The sequence below is a fragment of the Vreelandella zhuhanensis genome, assembly GCF_009793355.1.
GTDB lineage: Bacteria > Pseudomonadota > Gammaproteobacteria > Pseudomonadales > Halomonadaceae > Vreelandella > Vreelandella zhuhanensis.
The window spans coordinates 52,909-77,133 of the sequence record NZ_WTKP01000011.1; the positions used below are offsets into that span (position 1 = coordinate 52,909).

18 protein-coding genes, 1 tRNA gene and 2 pseudogenes are annotated in these 24,225 nt (G+C 55.1%); 10 read left to right on the forward strand and 11 right to left on the reverse strand.

Annotated features, from left to right (window positions below):
• Positions 1 to 150: 150 nt before the first annotated feature.
• The 3 genes from GPM19_RS13895 to GPM19_RS13905 all read right to left on the reverse strand — a co-directional run bounded on the left by GPM19_RS13895 (position 151) and on the right by GPM19_RS13905 (position 3,173).
• Positions 151 to 1,023: a glycine betaine ABC transporter substrate-binding protein gene (locus GPM19_RS13895; protein ID WP_160419617.1), complete on the reverse strand. Its 873-nt coding sequence runs from the start codon at positions 1,021 to 1,023 to the stop codon at positions 151 to 153.
• A gap of 117 nt (positions 1,024 to 1,140) precedes the next feature.
• Complete coding sequence (locus tag GPM19_RS13900; RefSeq protein ID WP_160419618.1) at positions 1,141 to 1,971, reverse strand: ABC transporter permease; 831 nt, start codon at positions 1,969 to 1,971, stop codon at positions 1,141 to 1,143.
• Positions 1,971 to 3,173, reverse strand: coding sequence for a quaternary amine ABC transporter ATP-binding protein (locus tag GPM19_RS13905; RefSeq protein WP_160419619.1), 1,203 nt, complete (start codon positions 3,171 to 3,173; stop codon positions 1,971 to 1,973). The genes GPM19_RS13900 and GPM19_RS13905 overlap by 1 nt, the downstream gene beginning before the upstream one ends.
• A 333-nt stretch (positions 3,174 to 3,506) precedes the next feature.
• Between GPM19_RS13905 and GPM19_RS13910 the strand changes: the two genes are divergently transcribed.
• Positions 3,507 to 3,821, forward strand: coding sequence for a hypothetical protein (locus GPM19_RS13910; protein WP_160419620.1), 315 nt, complete (start codon positions 3,507 to 3,509; stop codon positions 3,819 to 3,821).
• A gap of 164 nt (positions 3,822 to 3,985) precedes the next feature.
• On the opposite strand, the pseudogene GPM19_RS13915 reads toward GPM19_RS13910, so the two are convergent.
• From GPM19_RS13915 to GPM19_RS13925, 3 genes and pseudogenes are all read right to left on the reverse strand, one after another.
• Positions 3,986 to 4,969 (reverse strand): annotated as a pseudogene (locus GPM19_RS13915) (sigma-54 interaction domain-containing protein); the annotation flags it as partial.
• 124 nt (positions 4,970 to 5,093) lie between these two features.
• The gene (locus tag GPM19_RS13920; protein ID WP_160419622.1) at positions 5,094 to 6,281 is read right to left on the reverse strand and encodes a PQQ-dependent sugar dehydrogenase; all 1,188 of its coding nucleotides are present in this window, start codon (positions 6,279 to 6,281) and stop codon (positions 5,094 to 5,096) included.
• A 92-nt stretch (positions 6,282 to 6,373) separates the two neighbouring features.
• Complete coding sequence (locus tag GPM19_RS13925) at positions 6,374 to 7,249, reverse strand: AEC family transporter (RefSeq protein ID WP_160419623.1); 876 nt, start codon at positions 7,247 to 7,249, stop codon at positions 6,374 to 6,376.
• A gap of 185 nt (positions 7,250 to 7,434) precedes the next feature.
• Here GPM19_RS13925 and GPM19_RS13930 point away from each other — a divergent pair, with 185 nt between their 5' ends.
• A complete protein-coding gene (locus GPM19_RS13930) occupies positions 7,435 to 9,243 on the forward strand; it encodes an ABC transporter ATP-binding protein (protein ID WP_319928132.1) in 1,809 nt (602 codons plus the stop codon).
• Between the two features lie 11 nt (positions 9,244 to 9,254).
• Here GPM19_RS13930 and GPM19_RS13935 read toward each other — a convergent pair whose 3' ends face one another.
• On the reverse strand, positions 9,255 to 9,845 hold the full coding sequence (locus GPM19_RS13935; protein WP_160419624.1) for a hypothetical protein: 591 nt from the start codon (positions 9,843 to 9,845) through the stop codon (positions 9,255 to 9,257).
• Between the two features lie 112 nt (positions 9,846 to 9,957).
• Here GPM19_RS13935 and GPM19_RS13940 point away from each other — a divergent pair.
• A tRNA-Ile gene (locus GPM19_RS13940) sits at positions 9,958 to 10,034 on the forward strand.
• 39 nt (positions 10,035 to 10,073) lie between these two features.
• On the opposite strand, the gene GPM19_RS13945 is transcribed toward GPM19_RS13940, so the two are convergent.
• Both GPM19_RS13945 and GPM19_RS15715 read right to left on the reverse strand, forming a co-directional pair.
• Entirely contained in the window at positions 10,074 to 11,072 is a 999-nt protein-coding gene (locus GPM19_RS13945) for a tyrosine-type recombinase/integrase (protein WP_160419625.1), read from the reverse strand.
• 44 nt (positions 11,073 to 11,116) lie between these two features.
• Positions 11,117 to 11,275, reverse strand: a pseudogene (locus GPM19_RS15715) (helix-turn-helix domain-containing protein); the annotation flags it as partial.
• A 198-nt stretch (positions 11,276 to 11,473) separates the two neighbouring features.
• On the opposite strand from GPM19_RS15715, the gene GPM19_RS13950 reads away from it, so the two are divergent.
• A complete protein-coding gene (locus GPM19_RS13950; protein WP_160419626.1) occupies positions 11,474 to 12,262 on the forward strand; it encodes a hypothetical protein in 789 nt (262 codons plus the stop codon).
• Between the two features lie 482 nt (positions 12,263 to 12,744).
• Here GPM19_RS13950 and GPM19_RS13955 read toward each other — a convergent pair whose 3' ends face one another.
• Entirely contained in the window at positions 12,745 to 14,199 is a 1,455-nt protein-coding gene (locus GPM19_RS13955; RefSeq protein WP_160419627.1) for a YfjI family protein, read from the reverse strand.
• Positions 14,200 to 15,003: 804 nt separating this feature from the next.
• On the opposite strand from GPM19_RS13955, the gene GPM19_RS13960 reads away from it, so the two are divergent.
• Positions 15,004 to 16,020, forward strand: a complete 1,017-nt coding sequence (locus GPM19_RS13960) for an EF-Tu/IF-2/RF-3 family GTPase (protein WP_160419628.1) — start codon at positions 15,004 to 15,006, stop codon at positions 16,018 to 16,020.
• A 57-nt stretch (positions 16,021 to 16,077) separates the two neighbouring features.
• Complete coding sequence (locus tag GPM19_RS13965; RefSeq protein ID WP_160419629.1) at positions 16,078 to 18,195, forward strand: HelD family protein; 2,118 nt, start codon at positions 16,078 to 16,080, stop codon at positions 18,193 to 18,195.
• Between the two features lie 63 nt (positions 18,196 to 18,258).
• Here GPM19_RS13965 and GPM19_RS13970 read toward each other — a convergent pair whose 3' ends face one another.
• Entirely contained in the window at positions 18,259 to 18,684 is a 426-nt protein-coding gene (locus tag GPM19_RS13970; protein ID WP_160419630.1) for a CBS domain-containing protein, read from the reverse strand.
• Positions 18,685 to 19,328: 644 nt separating this feature from the next.
• Between GPM19_RS13970 and GPM19_RS13975 the strand changes: the two genes are divergently transcribed.
• The 4 genes from GPM19_RS13975 to metK form a co-directional block, all read left to right on the forward strand.
• On the forward strand, positions 19,329 to 20,819 hold the full coding sequence (locus GPM19_RS13975) for a SulP family inorganic anion transporter (protein ID WP_160419631.1): 1,491 nt from the start codon (positions 19,329 to 19,331) through the stop codon (positions 20,817 to 20,819).
• Between the two features lie 14 nt (positions 20,820 to 20,833).
• Positions 20,834 to 21,688 (forward strand): universal stress protein, encoded by an 855-nt coding sequence (locus GPM19_RS13980; RefSeq protein ID WP_160419632.1) that lies wholly within the window; start codon positions 20,834 to 20,836, stop codon positions 21,686 to 21,688.
• 180 nt (positions 21,689 to 21,868) lie between these two features.
• Positions 21,869 to 23,044 (forward strand): cyclopropane fatty acyl phospholipid synthase, encoded by a 1,176-nt coding sequence (gene cfa, locus GPM19_RS13985; RefSeq protein ID WP_160419633.1) that lies wholly within the window; start codon positions 21,869 to 21,871, stop codon positions 23,042 to 23,044.
• A 39-nt stretch (positions 23,045 to 23,083) separates the two neighbouring features.
• Positions 23,084 to 24,225 (forward strand): methionine adenosyltransferase (gene metK / locus GPM19_RS13990; protein WP_160419634.1); only part of this gene is annotated, 1,142 nt, incomplete at its 3' end.

A 24,225-nucleotide genomic window follows, 5' to 3' on the forward strand; every position in this document is an offset into this window, starting at 1 on the left:
CTGAAGGGGTTCGATAAGCACGATTCGACAAATACTATGGTAAAAATACAATCCGCGCTTGGAAAGCCTTCAACGCTTGTCGACCAATGTGAACATGCGGAAACACAACAGGGGGCATAAGGCCCCCTGCTGAATAACGCGAGGCTGGGCTTAGCCCTCCAGCCACTCGTTCACCACGTCCTGGTTATCTTCGACCCATTGCTTGGCACTTTCGTAGGGTTCGCTATCGTCTTGCTGGTTCATCAGCATGACTTCGCCCATCTGTTCCGGCGTCCATTCAAAGGCATCCAGAATGGCATAGGCTTCGGGCATGTCGTCTTGCAGGCCTTGGCGCACGACGGTGTGAATTTGCTCGGGGCCACCGTAGACATTTTCCGGATCTTCGAGATATTTCAGGTCAAAACGCGCGAACTTCCAGTGGGGCGTCCAGCCGGTGACCACAATGTCTTCTTCGTTGGCAATGGCTGAAGACAATGCCGCTGTCATGGTAGCGCCGCTGCCGCTGCGCAGGCGCAGATCAAGATCATAGGTATCCACGACTTCTTCGGTCAGGCTCATCAGGCCGGCACCGGGGTCGATACCGATGATCTCGTTGTTGAAGGCCTCGGCATGGTCGTTCAGATCAGGGATGCTGTCGGCCTCGGAATAGGCCGGAACCACCAGGCCGAGCTTGGTGCCGTCCAGGTTTGCACCCAGGTCTTCGACTTGATCACCGACCCGCTCCATGTAATCGGCGTGAGTGGTGGGTAGCCAGGCAGCCACGATGGCGTCGGCATCGCCAGTGGAGAGAGCCTGCCACATGGCAGCGGCGGATAAGGAGGTCATATCCACTTCGTAGCCGGCTTGTTCAAGTACCACACGCACCACATTGGTGGAGGCGACTTCAGAGGCCCATTCAACATAGGCGAGGTTGATCGAGTTGTGGTCATCGGCTTGAGCCAGGCCGCCGGCAGCGAGTCCGCTACCTGCGAGCATGGCCAGTGAGGCTAAACGGATGCGACGGCTCAGGATATGTTTTTGCATTCTTGTTCCTTTTTCCATGAAAATTATTTGATGCTGTACTTGTATAGCATGAGGAAAGTAAGGGGGTTTGTGCAAGTTTCCCCTCAACGTTATGCCGGGACGTTCTTCTGAAACGGCTTATTTGCGTGTGCGACGCAGCGATTGGGTCAAACGGTCCAGCAGCATGGCAAGAATCACCACGGCAATCCCCGCTTCGAACCCATCGCCGGGGCGCAGGCGCTGAATGGCCCGCCATACTTCGCTACCCAAACCATCAGCACCGATCATGGCAGCGATAACGACCATGGAAAGGGCCAGCATGATGGTCTGATTGATGCCCGCCATCATGGTGGGTAGGGAAAGCGGTAGCTGAACCTTGAAAAGTTTCTGGCTACGCGTGGCGCCATAAGCGTCGGCGGCTTCGATGAGTTCCACCGGCACCTGGCGAATCCCAAGTGTGGTGAAACGGATCGCCGGTGGCATGGAGAAGATCACGGTGGCGAAAATAGCCGATACCGAGCCGATCCCGAAAAAGGGAATGGCGGGAATCAGGTAGACGAAGGCCGGCATGGTCTGCATGAAATCCAGCACCGGCATGATGACGCGATACAGGCGACTGGAAAGGGCAGCGGCAATGCCTACCGGTAATGCCATGACGATAGCCACCAGGGTGGCGATGACCACCAAGGTGAGCGTCTCGATCATCGGATCCCACAGCCCCAGGTTCCAGATTACCGCCAGCCCCAATACGGCACCGATACCCAGGCGAACACTGGCCACTCGCCAGCAGAGCACGGCGATAAGCGCCATCAGCGCCCATTCGGGTAACCACATCAAGGCTTCATTGAGGACTTCGATACCGGTCTGAGTGACGCGTGAAATCGCCCGGGTTACCGAGGAATATTCAGTGGTCAGCCAAGTGAGGCCGCCTTCGATCCAGCTACCCAACGGAATACGTGGAATTTCCATTATTGTTCTCCTGCGCGTGCCAATTCATCCAGAACGGCGCCCTTGACGACCACTCCCAGCAAATGATTTTCCTCATCGACCACGGCGATAGGGAAACTCCTGTCGGAGAACATGGCGAAAAGATTATGCATGGGTTCTTCCGCACGGACGCTGCGAAAATCCTGGATCAGGTAGTCGTTGATACTGTCAGCTTTGTTTTCAGCAGCCTTGCTGGCGATATCAGCTTCCAGTAGCCCAAGCAACTTACGGTCACGGTCAGTGACGTAAATGGAGTCCAGACCATGTTCACGCATCTTGCGCAGCGCAGTACGTGGGCCATCGCCGCTGCGTGCGGTTGCACGCACGGGGCGCATGGCACTTTCCGCGGTGAGAATGCGTGAACGATCGACCCCTTCAATGAAGCGGCGTACGTAGTCATCGGCGGGCCGAGTCAGAATTTCTTCGGGAGTGCCGATCTGCACGACTTCGCCGTCCTTGAGAAGAACGATGCGATCGCCGATGTTCAGGGCTTCATCCAGATCGTGAGTGATGAAGACCGTGGTCTTGCGCATTTTATTCTGCAGCTGGATCAGTTCTTCCTGCATTTCCTTGCGGATCAGCGGGTCAAGCGCGGAGAAGGCTTCATCCATCAGCAGCACGCTGGCATCGTTGGCTAGGGCGCGCGCCAGGCCGACACGCTGCTGCATACCGCCGGAAAGCTGGTTGGGATAAGCGTCTTCCCAGCCATCCAGGCCAACTTGCTTGAGCGAGCTGCGGGCGATGTCATAGCGCTCGGTTTTACCCACCCCGCGAATCTCGAGCCCGAATTCGGCGTTTTGCTGCACCGTACGGTGCGGGAAAAGCGCGAAATTCTGAAACACCATGGAAAAGTGCCGACGGCGACATTCGAGCAAGGCTTTTTCGCCCAGGGTGGGAATGTTTTCGCCATCGATGATGATTTCCCCTTCGGAGGCGTCTATCAAGCGATTGAGACACCGGATCAAGGTGGATTTTCCAGAACCGGATAATCCCATGATGACAAGGAGCTCACCTTCGTAGACATCGAAGTTGATATCGTAAAGGCCCAGTGTCTGTCCGGTCTTTTCCAGAATTTCAGAGCGCTTGGCTCCTCGGTGGCGAAGCTCCAAGGCTTTCTTCGGTTGTTTGCCGAATACCTTGCTCAAGCCGCTCACCTGAATCTTGACATTACGTGTCTCATCCATCAGTAGTGCCTTTCGGTTTATTTATATATAATTAAACTACCAAATTAAGCTTATTTAATAACAAAAAATTATTATACATGGCGGGTAAGAGAGATGTCTTCCTTACGGCCAAAATGACACGTTTCAGTCAGGCGCTTGGGGCGCATGTGTCATTTCTAGTCATTTTACACGCGGAAAAGCATACTGCTCTTAGGTTTAGCTATGTTTAACTATTTGTTTTTATTATTTTTTTATAGATAATTCAGTTTTTGGCATGAATCATGATTGGAGTTTAGAGATCAGAGAAAAGCAGCTTTAAAGGAAGAAACCTGTATGGATAAGGAGAAATTGCTAATGGATGCTGAACGCCAAACAGCAACCCCCAAGGGCCATAAGAAGACAATTCGTTTACCATTTCTGATGATGGCAGTATTCGCTTCCGTGCTGTTGGTGGCGGGCTGCGGCAATGATGATGAGGACCTTCCTCCGGTTGAAGATATGGCTCCACCCCAGACGGCGCCTGCACCCGTGCAAGAAGAGGTAGCACCTCCCCAGGAAGACGATATGGTTTCTCCGCAAGAAGAGGCTGAAAGCTCTCAGGAACCGATGAACGACGAGATGGATAACCCCGAGGACGATGAGGAAATGCAGACGTCCCCGGAAAATTGAGACTCGCAACCATGGCTCAAAAATAAGCCAGGCAGGATTGGAGAAGTGAGAATGAACGGCCCAGTGATGGTGTGTTGATTTCAGCTGTCTGTTCCCTGCGGCTGAGTTATGCAGCACATCATTCATTCCCCCGCGCTAGCGGGGGCTTTTTAAGGTGGCTACCGTTAGTCTTCTTCCAGACGCCGATAGAGGGTGCGTCGAGCGATTCCCAGCATTTCAGCCGTACGGCGCTTGTTACCGCCGGTGGCTTCAAGCACCTTGTAAATATAGCGCTTTTCGATTTCCTGGAGGCTTGGCCAGCCTGCGTAAGGAGAAGAAGGCTGCGTATCCGGCAGCACGTTCCCATCGACCGGATCGAGGCCTGGTGAAATGTTAACTGAATGAGTGCGCAAGCGTTCCGGTAAGTGTCGGTGGCGTAGAATGCCGTCCTCACTCAGAGTGATGGCACGCATGATGGCGTTTTCCAGTTCACGGACGTTGCCGGGATAGGAGTAATCCAGCAATGCATTGAGTGCTTCCGGTTCCACCTGTGCCAAGGTCTTATCTTGGAGTTCAGTGTGCTTGTCGATCAGCGCGAACAAGAGATGCTCGATATCGTTGGCACGCTCACGCAAGGGAGGGATGCGCAAGGAAAACGTTTCCAAGCGATAGAAAAGATCACTGCGAAAATTGTTTTCGAGAATTTCCTTTTCCAGATCGCGGTGTGTCGCTGCAATGATACGCACATCAACCGGCTCTTCGCGTTCACTACCCACCGGTCGTATGGTTTTTTCTTGAAGGGCACGCAACAACTTCGCCTGGAGATTGGAGGGCATTTCGCCAATTTCATCCAGGAAAAGGCTGCCGCCCTGGGCCATCTGAAAAAGCCCTTTACGAGTCACATGGGCGCCGGTGAAAGCACCTTTGAGGTGACCAAAGAATTCGCTTTCCATCAGCTCAGCAGGGATGCTGGCGCAATTGACGGCAATAAAGTCGCGGTTGTGACGGAGACTTTCCGCATGAATGGCACGGGCGAGCAATTCCTTGCCGGTCCCACTTTCCCCCAGGATCAAGACAGGGGCATCGCTCTTGGCCAGTCGGGCGGTATCATGAAACAGCATTTGCATTGCATTGCTTGCCCCCACAAGACCATGAAAATAAGTGGCATCGGGAGTGGCAACCCATTCCTTGTGATTCACAGGCATCTTCCTCACGATATTGTTTCGTCCTGGGTGGCAAAGCATCGGTTGCTCGAGTGCCTGGCTAAACCGGGGTGCTTGGTGAATATCGATTCTACTCAGTAGGGCGCAAGCGATAGAGCCCCCCTGAGGAGTGGTCGGTGAGTAGATAAATGGCGCCATCGGGACCTTGGCGTACATCCCGAATACGTCCAATCTCACCATCAAGAATCACTTCGCTCTCGATGATTTCGGCGTCTTCGACCACCAGTCTTTTGAGTTGCTCACTACGCAAACCGCCCGCCAACAAGTTGCCTTGCCAAGGGGCGAAGGCCTCATTTGTCGCCTCTGTCAGGCCCGAGGGGGCAAAGCGACCCTCGAACACATATGCCGGGTTGCGCATAGCGGGAAGGGAGTTGGCACCGATAGGTTCACGTGTGGAATAATCCAGCCCCAAGCTAACCTCCGGCCAGCCATAGTTTTCTCCGGCTTTTAGCAGGTTGATCTCGTCTCCTCCCAGGGGACCATGTTCACTTACCCAAGCCTGACCCTCATAGGTGACCACCATGCCTTGGATATTGCGGTGCCCCAGCGTATAGATTGCATCCAGGGTCTGCGGGTCTCGAGTAAACGGATTGTCGTCGGGGATACCGCCGTCGGCTGTCAGCCGCAGAACGCTACCCGCGGAATCGGAAGCATCTTGGGCGCGCTGGTCGTTGCCGCGATCCCCGATACTCATCAACAGGGTGTCATCGGGCAGCCAGGCCAAGCGTGAACCATAATGGTGGCGTGTGCCGGCCGCACGTTGCTGCTCGAACAGCAACTCAGGCTCACTCAATCGTTTATCGTCCAGCTGATCATCGCCCAGGCGTGCCCGGGAAAGCGCAGTAAGGGTGCCGCCGTTGACGGCTTTACTCCAGGTAAAGTAGAGCCAGTCGTTTTGCTTGTCTTCTTGTTCACCTTCGCCGAATCGTGGATGCAAGGCGATATCCAGCAGGCCGCCCTGGCTCTGGCTGTTAACCCTGGGCAGGCCCTGGATAGCAGTCTTTTCACCTTCTTCAGTCACCAGGAGCAAGCGACCCGGGCGCTCGCTGATCAGAAAACGCCCGTCGGGAAGAAAGGCCAGCGACCAAGGGTGCTCTAGATCATCGGCGATGCGTTCCAGGCGAAGTTCCAGAAGCTCGGTGGATAGTTGGGGTTCGATCACTTCGGCAGCTGATAGCCAACCGCTGGATAACAGTGCGCCAACTGCTGCCGGCACGGTGACAGCTCTCGGATAAGCGAAGCGTAATGAGGGGGGCATGGCAGGCTCCCGGCTTTGAAGGTCTCTTGTTCTGAAGATATTGAAATTCACTTGAGTCTAGCAGAGCCATTCAAAACCGGAGGTTGAGTTACCTACATCAAAAGCGCCAATAGAATAGGCAGATAGATCAGGGCCAATAAGGTGGAACAGAACACCAGGCTCGCGACGTAGGCCGGCTCACGTCCGGCGCGCTGGGCGAATAGATAGTTGAACACGGCCACCGGCATGCTCATTTGCAGCACCAATACGCCTTGGGCCAAGGGCGACAGGCCCATCCAGCCACCGATCAACCAGGCGATGGTCGCCGCCAGGGGAATGCGTAGCAGGCTGAAACCGACCCCGGAACGCAAGCTTCTGACCTGAATGCTGGCCAATGACACCCCCAAGGTAATCAGCATCAAGGGAACGGTGAATCCCGACATCAAGTCTACGCTATTGGCCAGCCATAGAGGCAAGGTGGTGTCGGTCAGAAGCAGCCCCATGGCAATGGCAATCGCATAAACGATAGGCGTCTTGGCCAGTGCCTTGAAGGGATTGCCGCGGCTGGTGAACACCGTGCCCAGGGTGAACTGGAACAGAGCGACGGTCACCATGATGGTAATGCCATAGGCAAAGCCGGCACTACCGAAGGCGTAAAGCACCACCGGCAATCCCATGTTGCCCGTGTTGGGGTACATCATGGGCGCCAGCAGCACTCGCCAGTCGCGGCGTAACAGGCGAGCCACCAGAAAGGTGGCAGCGGCCATGGCGATGATCACCAAGGCGGTTGCCAGCATGGTTCGCCCGAAGCTCTCGGCATCGATTTCCGCACCGGAAAGTGACGCCAGTACCAGCGCCGGGGTGCCGATGTTGAATACCAGCCGCGTTACGAATTCCACCGGGTAGGAGTGACCCAGGCGAATCCAGGAAAACCCCAGCCCGGCACCGGCGAGCACTGGCGCCATCACGGCAAACAGTTCGGCAAGCATGCTGCATCCTTGAAAAAAAGACCGTTATTGTGAGCAGTGAGCAATGCCGGATGCAATAGATGTCTGTCTCAAGGAGACCGGCCGCACGTTATTGAGCCCATCGAAATTCTCGTGGATATCGACACTGCGGTGGTCGACGACTTTCGTTACACTCAGCGTCTCCAACGATAACCAAGGAATCCGTCGTGTCTTCATCTGCGCACAGTTTTCAGGCGTTAGTGCGGCTTTTGCGCTATGCCAAGGGCTACCGTCGCCGTATTACCGCTGCGACGCTCTGTTCGATCATCAACAAGCTATTCGATATCGCCCCGGAAATCCTGATTGGTGTCGCCATCGACGTGGTGGTCAACCAAGAGCAGAGCTTTGTGGCAAGCCTCGGGTTTGAGACGCCTCAACAGCAGATCACCATGCTGGCGGTGCTGACGTTTGTTATCTGGGCGGGGGAGTCGCTGTTCGAATACCTCTATCAGATTCTATGGCGCAACCTCGCTCAGCGCCTTCAAGCGAACATGCGCCAGGATGCCTACGAACATGCCCAGCGCCTGGACATGGCGTTTTTCGAATCGCGCAGTTCCGGACAGCTGGTCGCGACGATGAACGATGACGTTAATCAGCTGGAACGCTTTCTTGACGGTGGCGCCAATTCGCTGATTCAGGTCGGGGTGACCGTGGTGGCGGTGGGGGCGGTGTTCTTCGTGCTTTCCCCGTTGATCGCCTTGCTGGCCTTTACCCCGATTCCCTTGATCATCTGGGGAGCGTTCTACTTTCAGCGCAAGGCGGGGCCGCTGTACAGCGACGTGCGTGAAAAGGTCGGTGACCTGGCCGGGCGGCTGTCGAATAACTTGAGCGGTATCGCCACCATCAAGAGCTTTACCAGTGAAGCGCGGGAAGCCGAGCGTCTGCGCGAATCCAGCGAAGCCTATGTAGAGGCCAATCGACGGGCGATACAGGTGAGTTCGGCATTTATCCCGGTGATTCGCATGGCGATACTGGCGGGTTTTCTGGCGACGTTCACCGTGGGCGGGATGATGGCCTTGCGCGGTGACCTCAACGTGGGCGCCTATGGAGTACTGGTGTTTCTGACCCAACGCTTGCTGTGGCCGCTGACGGGTCTGGCTCAGGTGATCGACCTGTTCGAACGCGCCATGGCCAGTACCAAGCGGATACTGGATCTGCTGGAAGTGCCAATCACGATCAAGGACAACACGGACAGGCCGTTGGCCATGCCGGTGCGCGGTGAAGTGAGTTTCGAATCGGTCAGCTTTCGCTATGAAAGTAGTGGCGCCGGGGTGGAAGACGTCAGCCTGACAGTGCCCGCCGGCCACACCCTGGCATTGGTGGGTGCCACCGGCTCGGGCAAATCCACCCTGATGAAGCTGTTGCTGCGCTTTTATGACCCCAGCCATGGCCAGGTCCGGATCGATGGACAGCCCATCGACAGCGTCAGCCTGAATTCCTTGCGCCAATCGATCGGTCTGGTCAGCCAGGATGTGTATCTGTTCGAAGGCTCGATACGCGACAACATCGCTTACGGCAAACCCGATGCCGACGACGCCGCTATTATTAACGCCGCCAAGACCGCCGAGGCGTGGAGCTTTATCGAGACCTTGCCCCAAGGGCTGGATACCGCAGTGGGCGAACGCGGCGTGCGGCTTTCCGGCGGCCAGCGCCAGCGGCTTTCCCTGGCGCGCGCCTTGCTCAAGGACCCGCCGATTCTGGTGCTAGATGAAGCCACTAGCGCGGTCGACAATGAAACAGAGGCGGCCATTCAGCGCTCTCTAAAGCGCATTGCCCATGACCGGACGGTGATCATGATCGCCCACCGGCTTTCCACCATCGTGGAGGCCGACGAAATCGTGGTGATCGACCAGGGCTGTGTGGCCGAGAGGGGCACCCATGCTGAACTGCTGGCCGAGAACGGCCACTACGCTGCGCAGTGGCGCGTACAGACGGGAAGGGCGCAAGCGGAGGATGTGGAGGCTTTTAGCGGTTAAGTATAAAAGCCTTAGCGGTTGATCAGCAAGGCGTTCAACGTGACGGGCACATGCTCATCGATTTGCTGGTAGCCCAGCAGCAACAGCACGGTGCGCACCGTGCTGTTCGCCATCAGCGCCCGGCCATCCATTGCCATAGGCTCGGCGTGAGTCACGCGTATCTCGTTCAAGCCTTCGCGGGTAAAGCGCAGCGGCACCGACTCTTGTTGGTTAACCAAATCGGACTGAACTTGAAACTCAAGCGTCTCAACCAGCGATTCTCCAATATCCAAGGCGTCCAGTCGCTCAGGCGGCATTTGCGCGACCAGCGTGACCAAGGTGGTATTGGCCAACAGACCTACCCAGGGCGGCAGTTCGCCAAAGCGCTCCAGCATATCGGTTTGGCTCAGCTTTAACGGCAGGCGCAGGGTGCCGTCGCTGGATATATCGCCTTGTAGATCGCGCATTTGATGGTGATGGGTTTGCGGTGCCTCGCCGTTCAACTGGGTAATGGATGCCTGTACCTGCGATTGGGCAGGGTCAAGCTGCCAGTCAGCGTGCACCGGAATCGCCAGTAGCAGCGGGATAAGAGCAATCAAGGCTTTCACAGTGCGTCTCCGCATGAGGAATTACTCAAAAGACCCTTCTATCCACATAAAGTGCCGCAGTGACATCAAGGTGGCGCAAGGGGGCTAGCCTCGACCCGCCACATTCGCTATGATATGCACGCTTTGCGGGCCTATAGCTCAGTTGGTCAGAGCAGGGGACTCATAATCCCTTGGTCGTAGGTTCAAGTCCTACTGGGCCCACCAATTAAATCAATTGGTTACAGAGATCAGAGCTTCTTTTCATCAGTGCTTGGTTGTCATTTGGTTGCCAATGCGCGGCAGGTTAGCAACCACACTGTCCCATCTTGTCGGGTCGGCGTGGGCATAGCGACTGGTCACCGTCAGCGATGAATGCCCCAGCAAATCCCTGATACTCGTTAGTGACTCCCCCTTGCTGGCAAGCAATGAAGCGTAGCAGTGCCGCATATCGTGAAAACGGATGTCCGGACGCCCAATGGCTTCTCGGGCTCTTTCAAACGCTCCCCTGACTCTGTCTCCCGTTGTGTCAAACGGTAAGCTTTCCATCAATGGGAGTGCTTCTTCTGAAAGCGGAATGACCCTGGGCTTGCCGTTTTTCGTCTGGTTGGGTTTGAGCATGATTCGACCGTTGTAGACGTTTCTCGGTTCCAGTGCCATCAGCTCACCCCGTCGCATCCCTGTCAGCATGGCCAGCAAAATCACCTTGCGTTCGACCTGATACCGCTCGGGTACGGCATCAAGCAGTTCGGCAAGCTCCAACTCGGAGAGATAGACGTGGCGTTCATTTTTGGGTGAAGGCTTACGTAGCTTTCCGTCGAGTGGTAAGTCGATCCAGTCCCATTCTCGATACGATAGCGAAAGCACTCGCTTGACGACCTGAATCCGGTTGTTGATGGTTGACTGCGCCAATCCCTTCTCTTTGAGAGCTTTCTGCATCCTTCGTGTGGCATCCAGTAGTTCTTGGCCAATGATGATGCCAGGGGCATGTTCATCCATCCATCTGGCGACCAATAGAATGTGCTGTTTCTGGGAGCGAGCGTCGTATTCGCTGACCATCCGCTGCAGCCCCTCTGAGAAGGTGTATTTGGGCTTACGGCCCATGACACCATTGAATTCATCTTCTTGGCGTTGAGCTTCTGCCTTTAATGCGTACTGCCTCGCTTCTCCTTCTGTGCGAAAAGTTCGCTGAGTACGTTGGCCGTTGACCCTTGCGCGGACAATCCACGTGTCACGGTCCTTTCTTTTTGAAACGTTGTATCCCATTTTCGATCCTCCTTCCGCTGAGGATCGCGCCTGCATCCTCTAGCGTACTCCTCAATAGCCTCATGCTCAAAACGTATGGCTTTGCCAAATTGAATGAACCCGATACGGTGTTTGTTGCTGTAGACCCAGCTGAGGCTCATGCCTAGCCTTTCAGCGACCTGCTCGGGGTGTAGTAGTGCTCCGGCCATTGCAGTTTCCTTCATTCGCTGCCTTGATGGCCCAATCTTGGCAACCTGCCGTCGCCTGCGAATCGGCGTTCCTTAAACTCCTCGGGATTTTAGGGACTGCCATTGACATGGCTTCCTGGACGTGTTTCATCATAAATAGGAGGTTAAGGTAGCCACAGTCAGAAGCGGGTGTTATATAAATGTCATTGGATTGAACTGGGAGGTATGAGTAACGTGACGACTACAGACCCTTGGCAGATGATCTTTGATAAAGCCGGTCACATTTTCGACTCACTTTTGCACGAACTTCCGAAAAGTAAGTTCGATGCAATCGACTTCAACGACAAAGTTGAAAGCGTCGTGAAGGAACTTGCGAGCGGAGAGGTCAACCCTCGAGAGGATTGGTCGGTAATCATTCGGTCAACCAATAAAAAAGTTAAGCTCGATGAGAAAATCGACGATCACTTTGAAATCGCACTACGGCAAGCAATGTTTGTCCGTGTCCTCTTCGAATTCCACATGCAAAAGATAAAAGAGCAATATTCCGAAAGTTCACAGCCTGGCATGTTGATGAAGATCGGTGAGGAAATGCTTGCCGCATTTGCGTGTGCACAGCAGCACGCCACGGCATGGAGGTTGTTGACCCAGGTGCGTGACAAAAGCTACGAGGTAAGATCCCAAAAAGCGGCTCAGGTAAAAATCGATAAAAAAGAAGAGAGAGAGGCATTGCTTCGTAGCTTGATAGAGACTCATCTTGGTCGGTTACGGCCTAAAGGAGGTTGGCGCAGCCATATCCTTGCTGCGCAGCAAGTTTCAATAGAAGTGGCATCTATCGCCGAGTCCTTATCCCTTCCTATTTCAAGTGATCAAGATGAGCTCTCGGAGAAAGTTCAGATGATGATTTGGAAAGAGCCTCGCCTCAGAAAAGCTTACAATGAAAATGCGAAAGAGCCGCTTGATGAGCCGATTAAGTCGCGAAGAGTTTATGTGAAAGAAATTTTTAGTGAAGAAGAGGAGGTGTAGGGGGAAGGGGTACGTAACTTAACCGCTGCCCTGTTCCTACTGGAAAAAATGTGCTGGGCAGGACATGCTTAGTGTGCTGGGCAGGCTGGCGGAATGGCTGAAGGTCCTTTGGCAGATCAGACTGAACTATGCCTTCTTTGTTTGGATAAGACGCGTGATGCTTTCCTATCGCGTACCGAGCAGAGCTGCTTGAGTCTCTGGAATCAACAACTTGCAGGATTTGATCGAGGTACATGTCATACTGGGTGAACGCATCAAAAGGCTGCATCTAGTAGTGGATTGAGGGCTCTTATCGCAGCACTAAACTGGGGGCTGATCACTCGTGAAGGGAGTGCTCCCGGTCATTTACACACGACTTGCAAACGTACCTGAATCAGTTTCCCAAGGTGGGGGACGTGGCAAGTGGTGCTGCAGGAGCGTAAATCAACCTCCTCAGACGGGTAGCCCTTGCCGCCCTACGGGGCGGCAAGGGAAAGCGAATATCAGAGCATGCTCAGGTCCGGCGGGCCCAGCCAAGGCATTAAGTCGATGTAACGCGTTCGGTAGTGAGTAAAAACTACCGCTTGCTGTTGAACAATCAGCACTTCCAGGGCGTCCTTGAGGCGCCTTTTATCGCGCAGCGTGCGTGGGGCTCGTTGACGCACATCGTTGTACCGCATGATACGCCAGTTGAACTGCCTGAGTTCATTGAACCATTCGTTTAATCGATAGGCATCTTGCTCCTCTTGGGGAGGTGGCATGAATACCTGCTGGAAATGGCCGGAGTGGTAGAGACTGATATCCATTGCCATCAGCACCGTCTCCGGAATGATGCTTCCCTCATGACCCTCGAACAAATGTATCAACGCCGCTACGCGAGCCACGTTTTCCGCAAGCTTCGAACCATGATCGGGACATGCCTCGAAATACCCGCCTGGGCCCATCTGCCGCTCTATTTCATTGGCCACCTGTACCCAACAGGCTGCCCCTTCTGGTGTGAATTCCAGCACCTCACGCGGCGTGTCAGGCGCGTGTACCAAGATCAGGTTCTCCCTCGTCAAGGAGGCCAGGCGTGCCTCTGCCTGCTTCCAGGCATCCCATTCCGTGGAGGAATGCACCGAGTAGAAACGTTGACCGCGAATCGATGGCGGTGCGCAGACGAGGAAACGAGCGAGCATGCCAGAGTCCCTTGCCTGCTGACCCTGTGTCTCCATGTACTTCTGCAGGATGCCTGGTTGCACCATCAGCAGCAGCATTAGGCGAGCATCATCCAGCACAATATCTTCTTTGGTGGCTCGTGTGATTACCGTGCTACCGCCACTCCAAAGTGAGTTGAGGTGGCTGCGTGCCCGGTTCATGGCTCCTTTGAAAAAGACCTCCGCCTCATCGGTGGCCAGAGCGGCACTCGGAATCGCCGTTACCAAGCCCGAGAAGAGCGCTTCCGGTGTGGTGTCCTCATAAAGCAGCCGGAACTTGCGGGGTGGCTCTGGCTGACGCTGATGCAATTCACGTAGCGCTTGACGGTCACGCTCCGCCGTACCGCCCTTGGTCTGCTTGCGGTAGATCGCCTGGGTCAGCACCTTTTCATCAGTGCGCCACTCCTCCAACTCTCCATGGTAGTCATCCAGCCGCTTGCGCCATTCCCGGCGATGTTGACGCTGCGATTCCAGAATGACATTGAGCACTTTGTCGTAAAGCGGCGATTTGCCTTCACCGGAGCCGGCTACACCCAGTATGTTGATCGTGGTGGGTTTGATCGCGCCGTAGGGCATCTTCAGGTCGTAGCGGCCTTGAGCCACTATGCTGACTCCTGCTAGCAGGGTCAGGACGCTGAGATCCATCGACACCTGACAGTTCTGACTGAGCTCATGGCTGGATCGCCACAGTAAAGTGGGGGCGAGTCGCTGGGCATTGAAGTGGCCGGGGGCAGGTAGTATCGGGTGTAAGGGATAGCTCATTGTCACTCTCCTATAAGGGTTGGGGTGTGCCATCAGACCTTTTCCGGTGGCAGGGCAGAGAGTGACGCTTTTAGTGCAGCATGGAATCGGCACTACTTGAAAACTGGAAGCTAATAAATAGGGTTGTTGACATTGAGTTGGAAATACTATCTAGAAATGAGGGCTCCAAGAGCATAAGCGCAGTCGATGCGGTTATTCTGGCTATTGGTAGCCGAAATAACCGATTCCCAAGGGAGGTTCGGGTCCGCGCCACATGCTTATGAGCATCTGGTTCAGGCAGCGGTTAAAAAATACACAAGAATATTTGGTTATATACTTTCTTCTTTCTAGACTTTTTTGCTAGACGCTGTTTGGCCTGCCACGTGCTTTGCCACCGAGAGTGGACGCTGTCGCGGGCTGTCGATCGGGGCGTAGTGGGGAGAGGTCTGCCCGAAGTTACCAACCAAGTGTGGCAGGCATGGGCTCTGCAATGCTCTTGAATTCGCCACCGCTCACCGTCGCAGTAGCGTCGAGCTAGGGGCCTTCGGCATGCGCCGGAACTGTAACTAGTCATGCAGTGTGCGATGCGGCACGCCCATCTCCTCGTCCATCTGGACCTGGGTGATCCGGCGGAGCTTTGGCGCCACCCCCGCCCCCGCTTTTTCATCGGGCCCTGTGCTGAGCCGAACTACATTGATAGCTACTAGCTTTTAGATATCTGAATTTATATTGCCAAAAACTATGAATGTCGGCCGTTTACCCATGGGGCGCCTTTCGGCGGAAAGCCGATGTTGGTGCTCTACTTGGATGTCGGGGCGCATTTTCATGCCAGGGGTAAACAACCTCGGTGATGAATCCATTGAGGTACTGGATGGCGCAGACCATCCCTTTCTTCGCGACCATTACCCCATTGCCCATGCCAGTTTTAAAGAAGAGCTGGAAGTCGTCGAAGCGGCAGCGGAGCCGTTTGATCATGAGGCGTTTTTGAACGGCAATATCTCACCCGTGTTTTTCGGCTCGGCGATCAATAATTTCGGCGTGCGCGATATACTCCAAGCCCTCGTCGAGTGGGCACCGGCACCGCGCCCACGCGAAGCCAAGCAGCGTACCGTATACCCAGACGCACCCGATTTCACCGGCATCGTGTTCAAAATTCAGGCCAACATGAACCCGCAGCACCGTGACCGCATTGCCTTTCTGCGCATCTGTTCGGGAGAGTACCGCCAAGGGCTCAAGGTTAAGCACGTACGCAGCGCCAAGCCCATTCGTCTGGATCACGCTATCACCTTCATGGCTCAGGAACGAGCGCATCTTTCCAGCGCTTACGCTGGAGATATCATTGGCATTCCCAATCACGGCAAACTGCGCATTGGCGATGTGATTACCCAGGGCGATATGATTGAGCTTGAAGGAATTCCTCACTTCTCACCGGAAATCTTCAAAGTCGCACGGCTTAATGACCCCCTGCGCGCCAAGCAGCTGAATAAAGCGCTTAAAGAACTAGGCGAAGAGGGTACGATCCAGGTGTTTGACCCACTAGAAAAAACCGGCATCGTACTCGGTGCCGTCGGCCAGCTACAGTTTGAAACCGTCGCCCACCGTCTACTGACGGAATATAAAATCGATGCCGCCTTTGATAGGGTCCCGGTACAGAAAGCCCTTTGGGTAAAGGGAGATGACGCCCACATGAAAAAATTTACCCAAGCCAACGCCAACCGCTTGGCGCGCGATGCCGCAGGTGCCCTGGCCTTTATGTCTCCTAACCGGGCCGTACTAGAACTCACAATGGAAAAATGGCCGGATATCACCTTTCAAAGCACACGAGAAATCGGTGCTGTTTAAAACGGATAGCCCCACTTTTTCTTTTCAATTGATTGATTTGATTTTCTGACAGGTGCAATGACAACGACGAACGATCAACCCCAACGCGATGCGGAACAGTATCATCTTGAAAATGTTTTGCAGCGCATCAGCGTCAATATTACCGAGCTTAATGAACGCCTCACTGCCTACGCGGATGATATTCAGACGCAAAAAGAGTATCTGTGGAACAGCCGCGACGAGATGGATCACATCGAAAAAATCTCTGCTCGCGAATCTATTCAACAGGCGGTGATAGCGGGTGATAACGCACTGACAAGGCGCAACCGTTTGGAAAAACTTAAAGACTCGCCCTATTTTGGTCGCTTTGATTTTACCCGCCACGGCCGGCAAGAACCGATTTATATCGGCGTACACCACTTTCGCGACGATATGGCAGGGAAAAACCGCGTATATGACTGGCGTGCGCCGATTGCCTCGCTGTTTTACGACTACGAAACCGGCCCCGCCTTGTACGAAAGTCCCGAAGGTAACGTCGCTGGCGAAATTTCTCTCAAGCGCCAGTTTCGCATCAAGGGCGGTGCCATTGAGTTGATGATCGATAGCGCTGTTCACGTGGTCGATGACGTCCTGCAGGACGAGCTCAGCCGTGCCTCAGATGAGGGCATGAAGAACATCGTCGCAACCATCCAGCGGGATCAAAATGCGATTATTCGTAACGATGAAGCGAATGCGTTAATCATCCAAGGCGTAGCAGGCTCGGGCAAGACCTCAATTGCGTTGCACCGCATTGCCTATTTGCTCTATCGCTTTAAAGACACGCTAACCTCAAAAGATATTCTGATTATCTCTCCCAACCGCGTGTTCGCCAACTACATCTCTAACGTACTGCCCGAGCTTGGCGAAGAGACGGTGAATGAAATCGGCATGGAAGACTTGGCCAACGAGCTACTGGAAGGCACATATCGCTTCGAGACCTTTTTCGAGCAAACCACGGCGCTACTTGAGAAAAATGATGACGTGATGAAAGCGCGTCTGCGCTTTAAAGTCTCACCCGCATTTTTAACGAAACTCGACCGCTATGCCGCCCACGTCGAAGCCAACCGCTTTGTCGCCGAGGATCTATGGATCGCTCGTCGCCTGGTGCCGGCCTGGCTGCTTGAGGAAGTGTTTCGCAAGCATCGCCACCTGCCCACCAACGAGCGCTTGAAGCAGGTCAGCTGGGAGATCGAGCGCAAGATCGGCAATCAATACAACTACGACCTGGAGCGTGAAGAGCGCAAAGAGCTCAAAGCCGCAGTCAAAAACATGCTCCGACAGACCACGCTACGCGAGACGTACAAAGGCTTTTATGACTGGATTGAGCAGCCCGAAATGTTTAAAACCGCCTCGCGTGGGCGGCTGGAATACGCCGACGTCTTCCCGTTGATTTATCTCAAGATGCGCCTGGAGGGCGTGCAGTCATCCTGGCGTAACGTCAAGCACCTGCTGATCGATGAAATGCAGGATTACACGCCGGTGCAGTACGCAGTAATCGGGCGGTTATTTTCCTGCAAGAAAACCATTCTTGGCGATGCCTACCAGTCGGTAAACCCGTATAGCGCCTCAAAGGCAGAGGAAATCCGCCAGGTGCTGCGCCAAGCGCTATGCGTCACGCTGAACAAAAGCTACCGTTCCAGCATCGAGATTGCCCATTTCGCCCAGAGAATTGCTTATAATCCCGATTTTGAAGCGATTGAACGCCATGGCGAGCCGCCAAGTGTTGAGCGCTACCGTAGCCGCAAAGACGAGCTAGCCGCCATTACCGACATGGCCCGTGTTTTTTCGCAATCCGACCACAACACCCTCGGCATTGTGTGCAAAACTCAAAAGCAGGCGCGCAAGGTGTTTGACGCCTTGGATGGTGAGTTCAAACGTTTGCAACTATTAAGCGAACATAGCACGGCCTTTGGCCAAGGGATTGTCGTCTGTACCGCGCACATGGCCAAAGGGCTGGAGTTTGACCGAGTGGTTGTCCCGGACGCGAGCGAAAAGAACTACACCACCGATATGGAGCGCAATCTGCTTTACGTGGCCTGTACCCGCGCCATGCACCGTTTAACGCTCACTTATATCGGTCAGCCATCGACATTCATCACCGGTGAAAATGCACACAGTGCAGTTGATGCAGATCAAGTGCACGCGCTTCATCAGTAGCTGAAAATTGCATGAATGGGGCTGTCCTTCGCTGCAAAAGCCTTTGGACAGCCCAAAAAGTGCTTAACGGTAATGTTTAGCGCAGTTAATCAGCTCCTTGGAAACTGCGGCGTCATCCTTGCAGTGGTCGGCGATATCACCCACGGTAATAATGCCCACCAAATCCTTCTGATCCGGGCTTTTTAGCACCAATAGACGCTGAACCTGCTGCTCCTGCATGTTTTTCAGCACATCCAGTACATCCGTGTCTGAAAAAGTATAGAGCGCGGTTTGCGTTGCGATATCGATTGCGTTGTCTTCGGGTCTTTTGCCTTCGGCGATGCCGCGAATGGTGATATCTCGATCAGTGAGTACTCCCTCCACTTTATCACCACGGACGAGAGGCTCGAAGCCGGAATCTGTATCGCGCATCAATTCTGCCACCTCACGGATGGAGGCATCTGTATTCAGGTATTTAGGGCGTGTCGTCATGGCTTCTTTGGCTTGCATCGTTAGTCTCCCTTTTCGTTTTATCAATCACTTGAAGTGCATTAGCCAAGCGCTTCCGTTACTTCAGCGCTGCTGCAATACCCGTACTTCCAAGTTTGCATGCTCTAGAAAAGCTAGTTGTCCATGGCGGAAATTTCAATTTGATTGGCTTCATGCTGGTTATTTCACCACCATCCAGTCAGGCATCCCTAATGGGTGAACGATTGCCCAGTGGGTTATCATTCCAATCAAAAGCATTGTTATTTACTTCCTTTTTAGCAATGCAACGCCCGGGTGCAATGCAATATGAATTTTGGTAAAATGCTCGTTTCCATGAGATGGCATGTAATTACACCGGGCTGGCCCTGGTGCTCTATGAAAAATGTCGATCATCGCGATAAAAGGCTATAGCACTATGACAACTTCTCTCTCAGGGCTGATGACCCCGCCCTAGCGCTCCCTCCTTCTCCGGGCTGACTCGCCGTCAACGAGGCGACATGCCTGATCATCACGCTACGTCAATGGCGCCTCCTCTGCCCCGACACGTACGTGACTCTCACTTTTCATTGTCTTGCTCTGCATCTATCCAGGTGCCGGGTGGCTGTGTGCGTCATTGCTATCGTGTCACGAGGCTGAATTGCTTCACCCCCTGACTGGACCGCAGCATGTACGAAAAAATGAAACTAAGTTGGTTCTCCAACCTCAAGGGCGACACTCTGGCGGGCATCGTCGTCGCTCTGGCGCTGATTCCCGAAGCCATCGCCTTCTCCATCATTGCCGGTGTCGACCCCAAGGTCGGCCTCTACGCCTCCTTTGCCATCTGTGTGATCATCTCTTTCACCGGCGGCCGTTCCGGGATGATTTCGGGTGCCACCGGCGCGATGGCGCTTCTGATGGTTCTGCTGGTCAAGGATCATGGCCTAGAATACCTGCTGGCGGCCACGTTGCTCACCGGGGTGCTCCAGATTATCGCCGGCTACCTGAAACTGGCCGAACTGATGCGCTTCGTCTCGCGCTCGGTGGTCACGGGCTTCGTCAATGCCTTGGCGATCCTGATTTTCATGGCGCAGCTGCCGGAGCTGACCGGGGTGACCTGGCACGTCTACGCCATGACGCTCGCCGGCCTGGCGATCATCTATGGCTTACCTTATGTGCCGGTGATCGGCAAAGTCATTCCCTCGCCGCTGGTTTGCATCGTTGTACTGACCGCCGTCTACATGCTCACCGGCATGGAGATTCGCAGCGTCGGCGACATGGGTGAGCTGCCGGACAGCCTGCCGATCTTCCTGTGGCCGGATGTACCGCTCAATCTCGAAACCCTGATGATCATCCTGCCGACGGCTCTGATGCTGACCGTGGTGGGCTTGCTGGAATCGATGATGACCGCGACCATCATTGATGACCTGACCGACACCAAGAGTGACAAGAGCCGCGAGTGCAAGGGCCAAGGTCTCGCCAACATCGGTTCCGGCCTGATTGGCGGCATGGCGGGCTGTGCGATGATTGGGCAGTCGGTGATCAATATCAAGTCAGGCGGTCGCCGTCGCATGTCTTCGCTTATTGCCGGTGTAGTGCTGCTGCTGATGGTGGTGTTCCTCGCTGATTGGGTTTCTCAGATCCCCATGGCGGCACTCGTCGCGGTGATGATCATGGTGGCCATCGGTACCTTCAGCTGGAGTTCGATCAAGGATCTCAAGAAACACCCGATGAGCACCAATATGGTGATGGTGGCGACGGTGGTCGTGGTGGTGTTCACCCATAACCTGGCGATCGGTGTCTTCGTCGGTGTGCTGCTTGCCGCCATGAATTTCGCCAACAAGGTCGGCAACATCCTCTACATCGGCAGCGAAGAGGTCGACGAGGGCAACACTCGCATCTACAAGGTAGTGGGCCAAGTGTTCTTCGCTTCTTCCGAGCACTTCACTGGTGCCTTCGATTTCAAAGAGACAGTAGAGAAAGTTACCATCGACCTGTCACGCGCCCACTTTTGGGATATTACCGCAGTGCAGTCACTGGACCGAGTGGTGATCAAGTTTCGCCGTGAAGGGACCGAAGTGGAGCTGATCGGCCTCAATAAGGCCAGTGCTACCATCGTCGACCGTTATGCCGTGCATGACGACCCCGAGGCTGTCGAGAAATTGATGGGCGGCCATTAAGGAGCAAGTACGCTATGACAGAACAGGTAATGGCCGCCATCGACGGCTCACAGTTTTCCGAAGAGGTATGCGACTACGCTGCCTGGGCCAGCCTAGTGCTCCAGGCCCCGTTGACCTTCCTGCACGTAAACGACAACCACCTGCCGCCACAGGAGCGAAATCTCTCTGGTAATATCGGTCTGGGCTCGCGTGAGCAACTGCTTGCGGAACTAGCGTCCCTCGATGAGCAGCGTGCCAAGGTGGCCCAGGAGCAGGGCCGCCTGATGCTCAAGGAGGCCAAGGAGCGCGCCATCGAGAATAGTGTGAGTGATCCAGCCAGTCGTCAGCGCAACGGCACTTTAGTAGAGACTCTGGAGGAGCTACAGGGCGAGATCCGTCTGTTGGTGATGGGTAAACGCGGCGAGACGGCCCACCAGGACAGCGGTCACCTGGGTTCCAACCTGGAGCGGACAATACGTACCCTGCACCGGCCAATCCTGATGGTGACCGGCGCCTTCAAGCGGCCGGAGAAAGTAATGCTCGCCTTCGACAACAGCAAGACCACCCGCAAGGGGGTGGAGATGCTGGCACGCAGTCCGCTGTTCGACGGCATTCCGGTACATGTGGTGATTGTCGGCGCCGAAACCGGTGAACACCGCTCGCAGCTCGACTGGGCGTTGAAGACGCTACACGAGGCCGGCCATGAAGCCGAAGGCGCCATTCGCGCCGGCGAGGTGGAGGCAACGTTGCGTGCCTATCAAGAAGAACAGGATATAGACTTGCTAGTGATGGGGGCTTACGGCCACTCACGGATTCGCCACCTGCTGGTGGGCAGCACCACCACCGAGATGCTGCGCAAGACGACGATTCCGGTCCTGCTGCTGCGATAGATTACCCCCGAAACCGGCCCACCGTTCTTGGTGTGCGCCGGTTTTTTTTTATTTCCTAAAGCCAGGTGCATTACCCAGAGGAGTCAACAAGATGACGCTCACCCCACCCTGACATGCGATATTTTCCATTTACTTTGATATGAGGCCCCCCTATGACAGCGCCTCTCCTTCATGGAGGGCATGACAAGGAATCAACCATTGAACAGTACTACCTTCAGCCATTCGGCCTTCTTCGATGAATTCTCCTCTTCCCAGCGCTTCGTCGCCGAGCTGCTGGAAAAGGCGGACATCCACATCAACGGCGACCGCCCCTGGGACATCCGCTTCAATGCCCACGGTGTTATTGACGAGGCGCTGGCCCGTGGCAATCTGGGCCTCGGCGAGGCCTACATGAATGGTGCCTGGGACGCCGAGCATCTCGATGAATTCTTCTACCACCTGATGCGTGCCCGACTCCCCGACGAGATCAATCCACGCAAGCTGGTCTTTCATCATCTGCGTAGCCGCCTGCTTAACCTGCAGACCGCCAAGCGTGCCTTCGAGGTCGGTGAGGCTCACTACGATCTCGGCAACGACTTCTATGCCGCCATGCTCGACTCGCGGATGACCTACACCTGCGGCTACTGGAAGGATGCCGATAACCTGGACGAAGCCCAGGAGGCCAAGCTCGATCTGATCTGTCGCAAGCTGGAGCTGAAACCCGGCATGCGTGTGCTCGACATCGGTTGCGGCTGGGGAAGTTTCATGGCCTATGCCGCCGAACACTACGGTGTGGAATGCGTGGGCCTGACCATTTCCCGCGAGCAGGCCGACTACGGGAAGAGCTTGATGAAGCAAGGCTTGCCGGTGGAGTTTCGTCTGCAGGACTACCGCGAAGAAACCGAGCAATTCGATCGTATCGTCAGCATCGGCATGTTCGAGCATGTAGGCCGCAAGAACTACCGAACCTACATGGAGGTTGCCGAGCGCTGCCTGAAGGATGACGGTCTTTTTCTGTTGCACACCATTGGCAAGAACGTGCGTGGCACCTCGCCGGACCCCTGGATTGACAAATATATCTTTCCCAACGGTGACCTGCCGGCTCTGGGTCATGTCACCGACGCCGCCGAGGAACTTTTCGTAGTCGAAGACCTGCACAACTTCGGTGCCGACTACGACAAGACCCTGATGGCTTGGCACGAGAATTTCGAGGCCGCCTGGCCACAGTTTGCTGCCGTCTACGGCGAGCGCTTCTACCGCATGTGGCGCTATTACCTGCTCAGCTGTGCCGGAGCCTTCCGCGCCCGCGACATCCAGCTTTGGCAGCTCGTGCTCAGCAAGAAAGGTGTCATCGGTGGCTATCATCGGGTCAGTTGATACCCACTTCCCTTCACTCTTTACCAACAGATGAGATAAATGAGCGAATATTCCCTGTTTACGTCCGAGTCCGTCTCCGAAGGCCATCCGGACAAGATCGCCGATCAGATTTCCGATGCGGTGCTGGATGCCATCATTGCCCGCGATAAACAGGCACGCGTGGCATGCGAAACCTTGGTAAAGACCGGTGTGGCCATTATTGCCGGTGAAATCACCACCACGGCCTGGGTGGATCTGGAGGCGTTGGTGCGAGAGGTGATCACCGATATCGGTTTTACCTCCTCGGATGTCGGCTTCGACGGCGTCACCTGCGGGGTGATCAATCTGATCGGCAAACAGAGCGTGGAGATCGCCCAGGGTGTGGACCGCACCAAACCGGAAGATCAGGGTGCAGGCGACCAAGGCTTGATGTTCGGCTATGCCAGCAACGAAACCGAGTCGTTCATGCCGGCCCCGATCCACTATGCCCATCGGTTGGTTGAGCGTCAGGCGGAACTGCGCAAGCACGGCATGCTGCCGTGGTTGCGTCCGGACGCCAAGAGCCAGGTCACCTTCCGCTACAACAGCGAAGGCCAGCCGTGCGGCGTCGATGCGGTGGTGCTTTCCACGCAGCATGATCCGGACATCGAGCAGGAAGACCTGCGCAAGATGGTCAAGCGCGAAATCATCGAGCATGTGTTACCGGCAGAGTGGCTCGACGAAAAGACCCAATACCACATCAACCCCACCGGCAAGTTCGTGATAGGCGGCCCGGTGGGCGACTGCGGCTTGACCGGGCGCAAGATCATCGTCGACACCTACGGCGGCATGGCGCGCCACGGCGGCGGGGCCTTTTCGGGCAAGGATCCGTCCAAGGTCGATCGCAGCGCGGCTTACGCCGGACGCTATGTGGCAAAGAACATCGTCGCCGCAGGCCTTGCCGACAAATGCGAAATTCAGGTGGCCTATGCCATTGGCGTGGCTGAGCCGACCTCGGTGGCTATCGACACCTTTGGTACCGGCAAGATCGAGGAGGCCAAGATCGTCGATCTGGTGCGCGAGTATTTCGATCTGCGTCCCTTCGCGATTACCAAAATGTTGGACCTATTGCATCCGATGTACCGTTTGACCTCGGCTTACGGCCATTTCGGTCGCGAGCCGTTCGAATCCAGCTACGCCTGGATCGATGATCAAGGCAAGCA

Bases quoted from the DNA above. Each gene is read 5' to 3' on its own strand.
- GPM19_RS13965 (WP_160419629.1), top strand. From the start codon at position 16,078: ATGACAACGACGAACGATCAACCCCAACGCGATGCGGAACAGTATCAT.
- GPM19_RS13920 (WP_160419622.1), bottom strand. From the start codon at position 6,281: ATGCCCCCCTCATTACGCTTCGCTTATCCGAGAGCTGTCACCGTGCCG.
- GPM19_RS13945 (WP_160419625.1), bottom strand. From the start codon at position 11,072: ATGGGATACAACGTTTCAAAAAGAAAGGACCGTGACACGTGGATTGTC.
- cfa (WP_160419633.1), top strand. From the start codon at position 21,869: ATGACAAGGAATCAACCATTGAACAGTACTACCTTCAGCCATTCGGCC.
- GPM19_RS13955 (WP_160419627.1), bottom strand. From the start codon at position 14,199: ATGAGCTATCCCTTACACCCGATACTACCTGCCCCCGGCCACTTCAAT.
- GPM19_RS13910 (WP_160419620.1), top strand. From the start codon at position 3,507: ATGGATGCTGAACGCCAAACAGCAACCCCCAAGGGCCATAAGAAGACA.
- GPM19_RS13960 (WP_160419628.1), top strand. From the start codon at position 15,004: ATGCCAGGGGTAAACAACCTCGGTGATGAATCCATTGAGGTACTGGAT.
- GPM19_RS13970 (WP_160419630.1), bottom strand. From the start codon at position 18,684: ATGCAAGCCAAAGAAGCCATGACGACACGCCCTAAATACCTGAATACA.
- GPM19_RS13925 (WP_160419623.1), bottom strand. From the start codon at position 7,249: ATGCTTGCCGAACTGTTTGCCGTGATGGCGCCAGTGCTCGCCGGTGCC.
- GPM19_RS13900 (WP_160419618.1), bottom strand. From the start codon at position 1,971: ATGGAAATTCCACGTATTCCGTTGGGTAGCTGGATCGAAGGCGGCCTC.
- GPM19_RS13895 (WP_160419617.1), bottom strand. From the start codon at position 1,023: ATGCAAAAACATATCCTGAGCCGTCGCATCCGTTTAGCCTCACTGGCC.
- GPM19_RS13905 (WP_160419619.1), bottom strand. From the start codon at position 3,173: ATGGATGAGACACGTAATGTCAAGATTCAGGTGAGCGGCTTGAGCAAG.
- GPM19_RS13935 (WP_160419624.1), bottom strand. From the start codon at position 9,845: ATGCGGAGACGCACTGTGAAAGCCTTGATTGCTCTTATCCCGCTGCTA.
- GPM19_RS13980 (WP_160419632.1), top strand. From the start codon at position 20,834: ATGACAGAACAGGTAATGGCCGCCATCGACGGCTCACAGTTTTCCGAA.
- GPM19_RS13975 (WP_160419631.1), top strand. From the start codon at position 19,329: ATGTACGAAAAAATGAAACTAAGTTGGTTCTCCAACCTCAAGGGCGAC.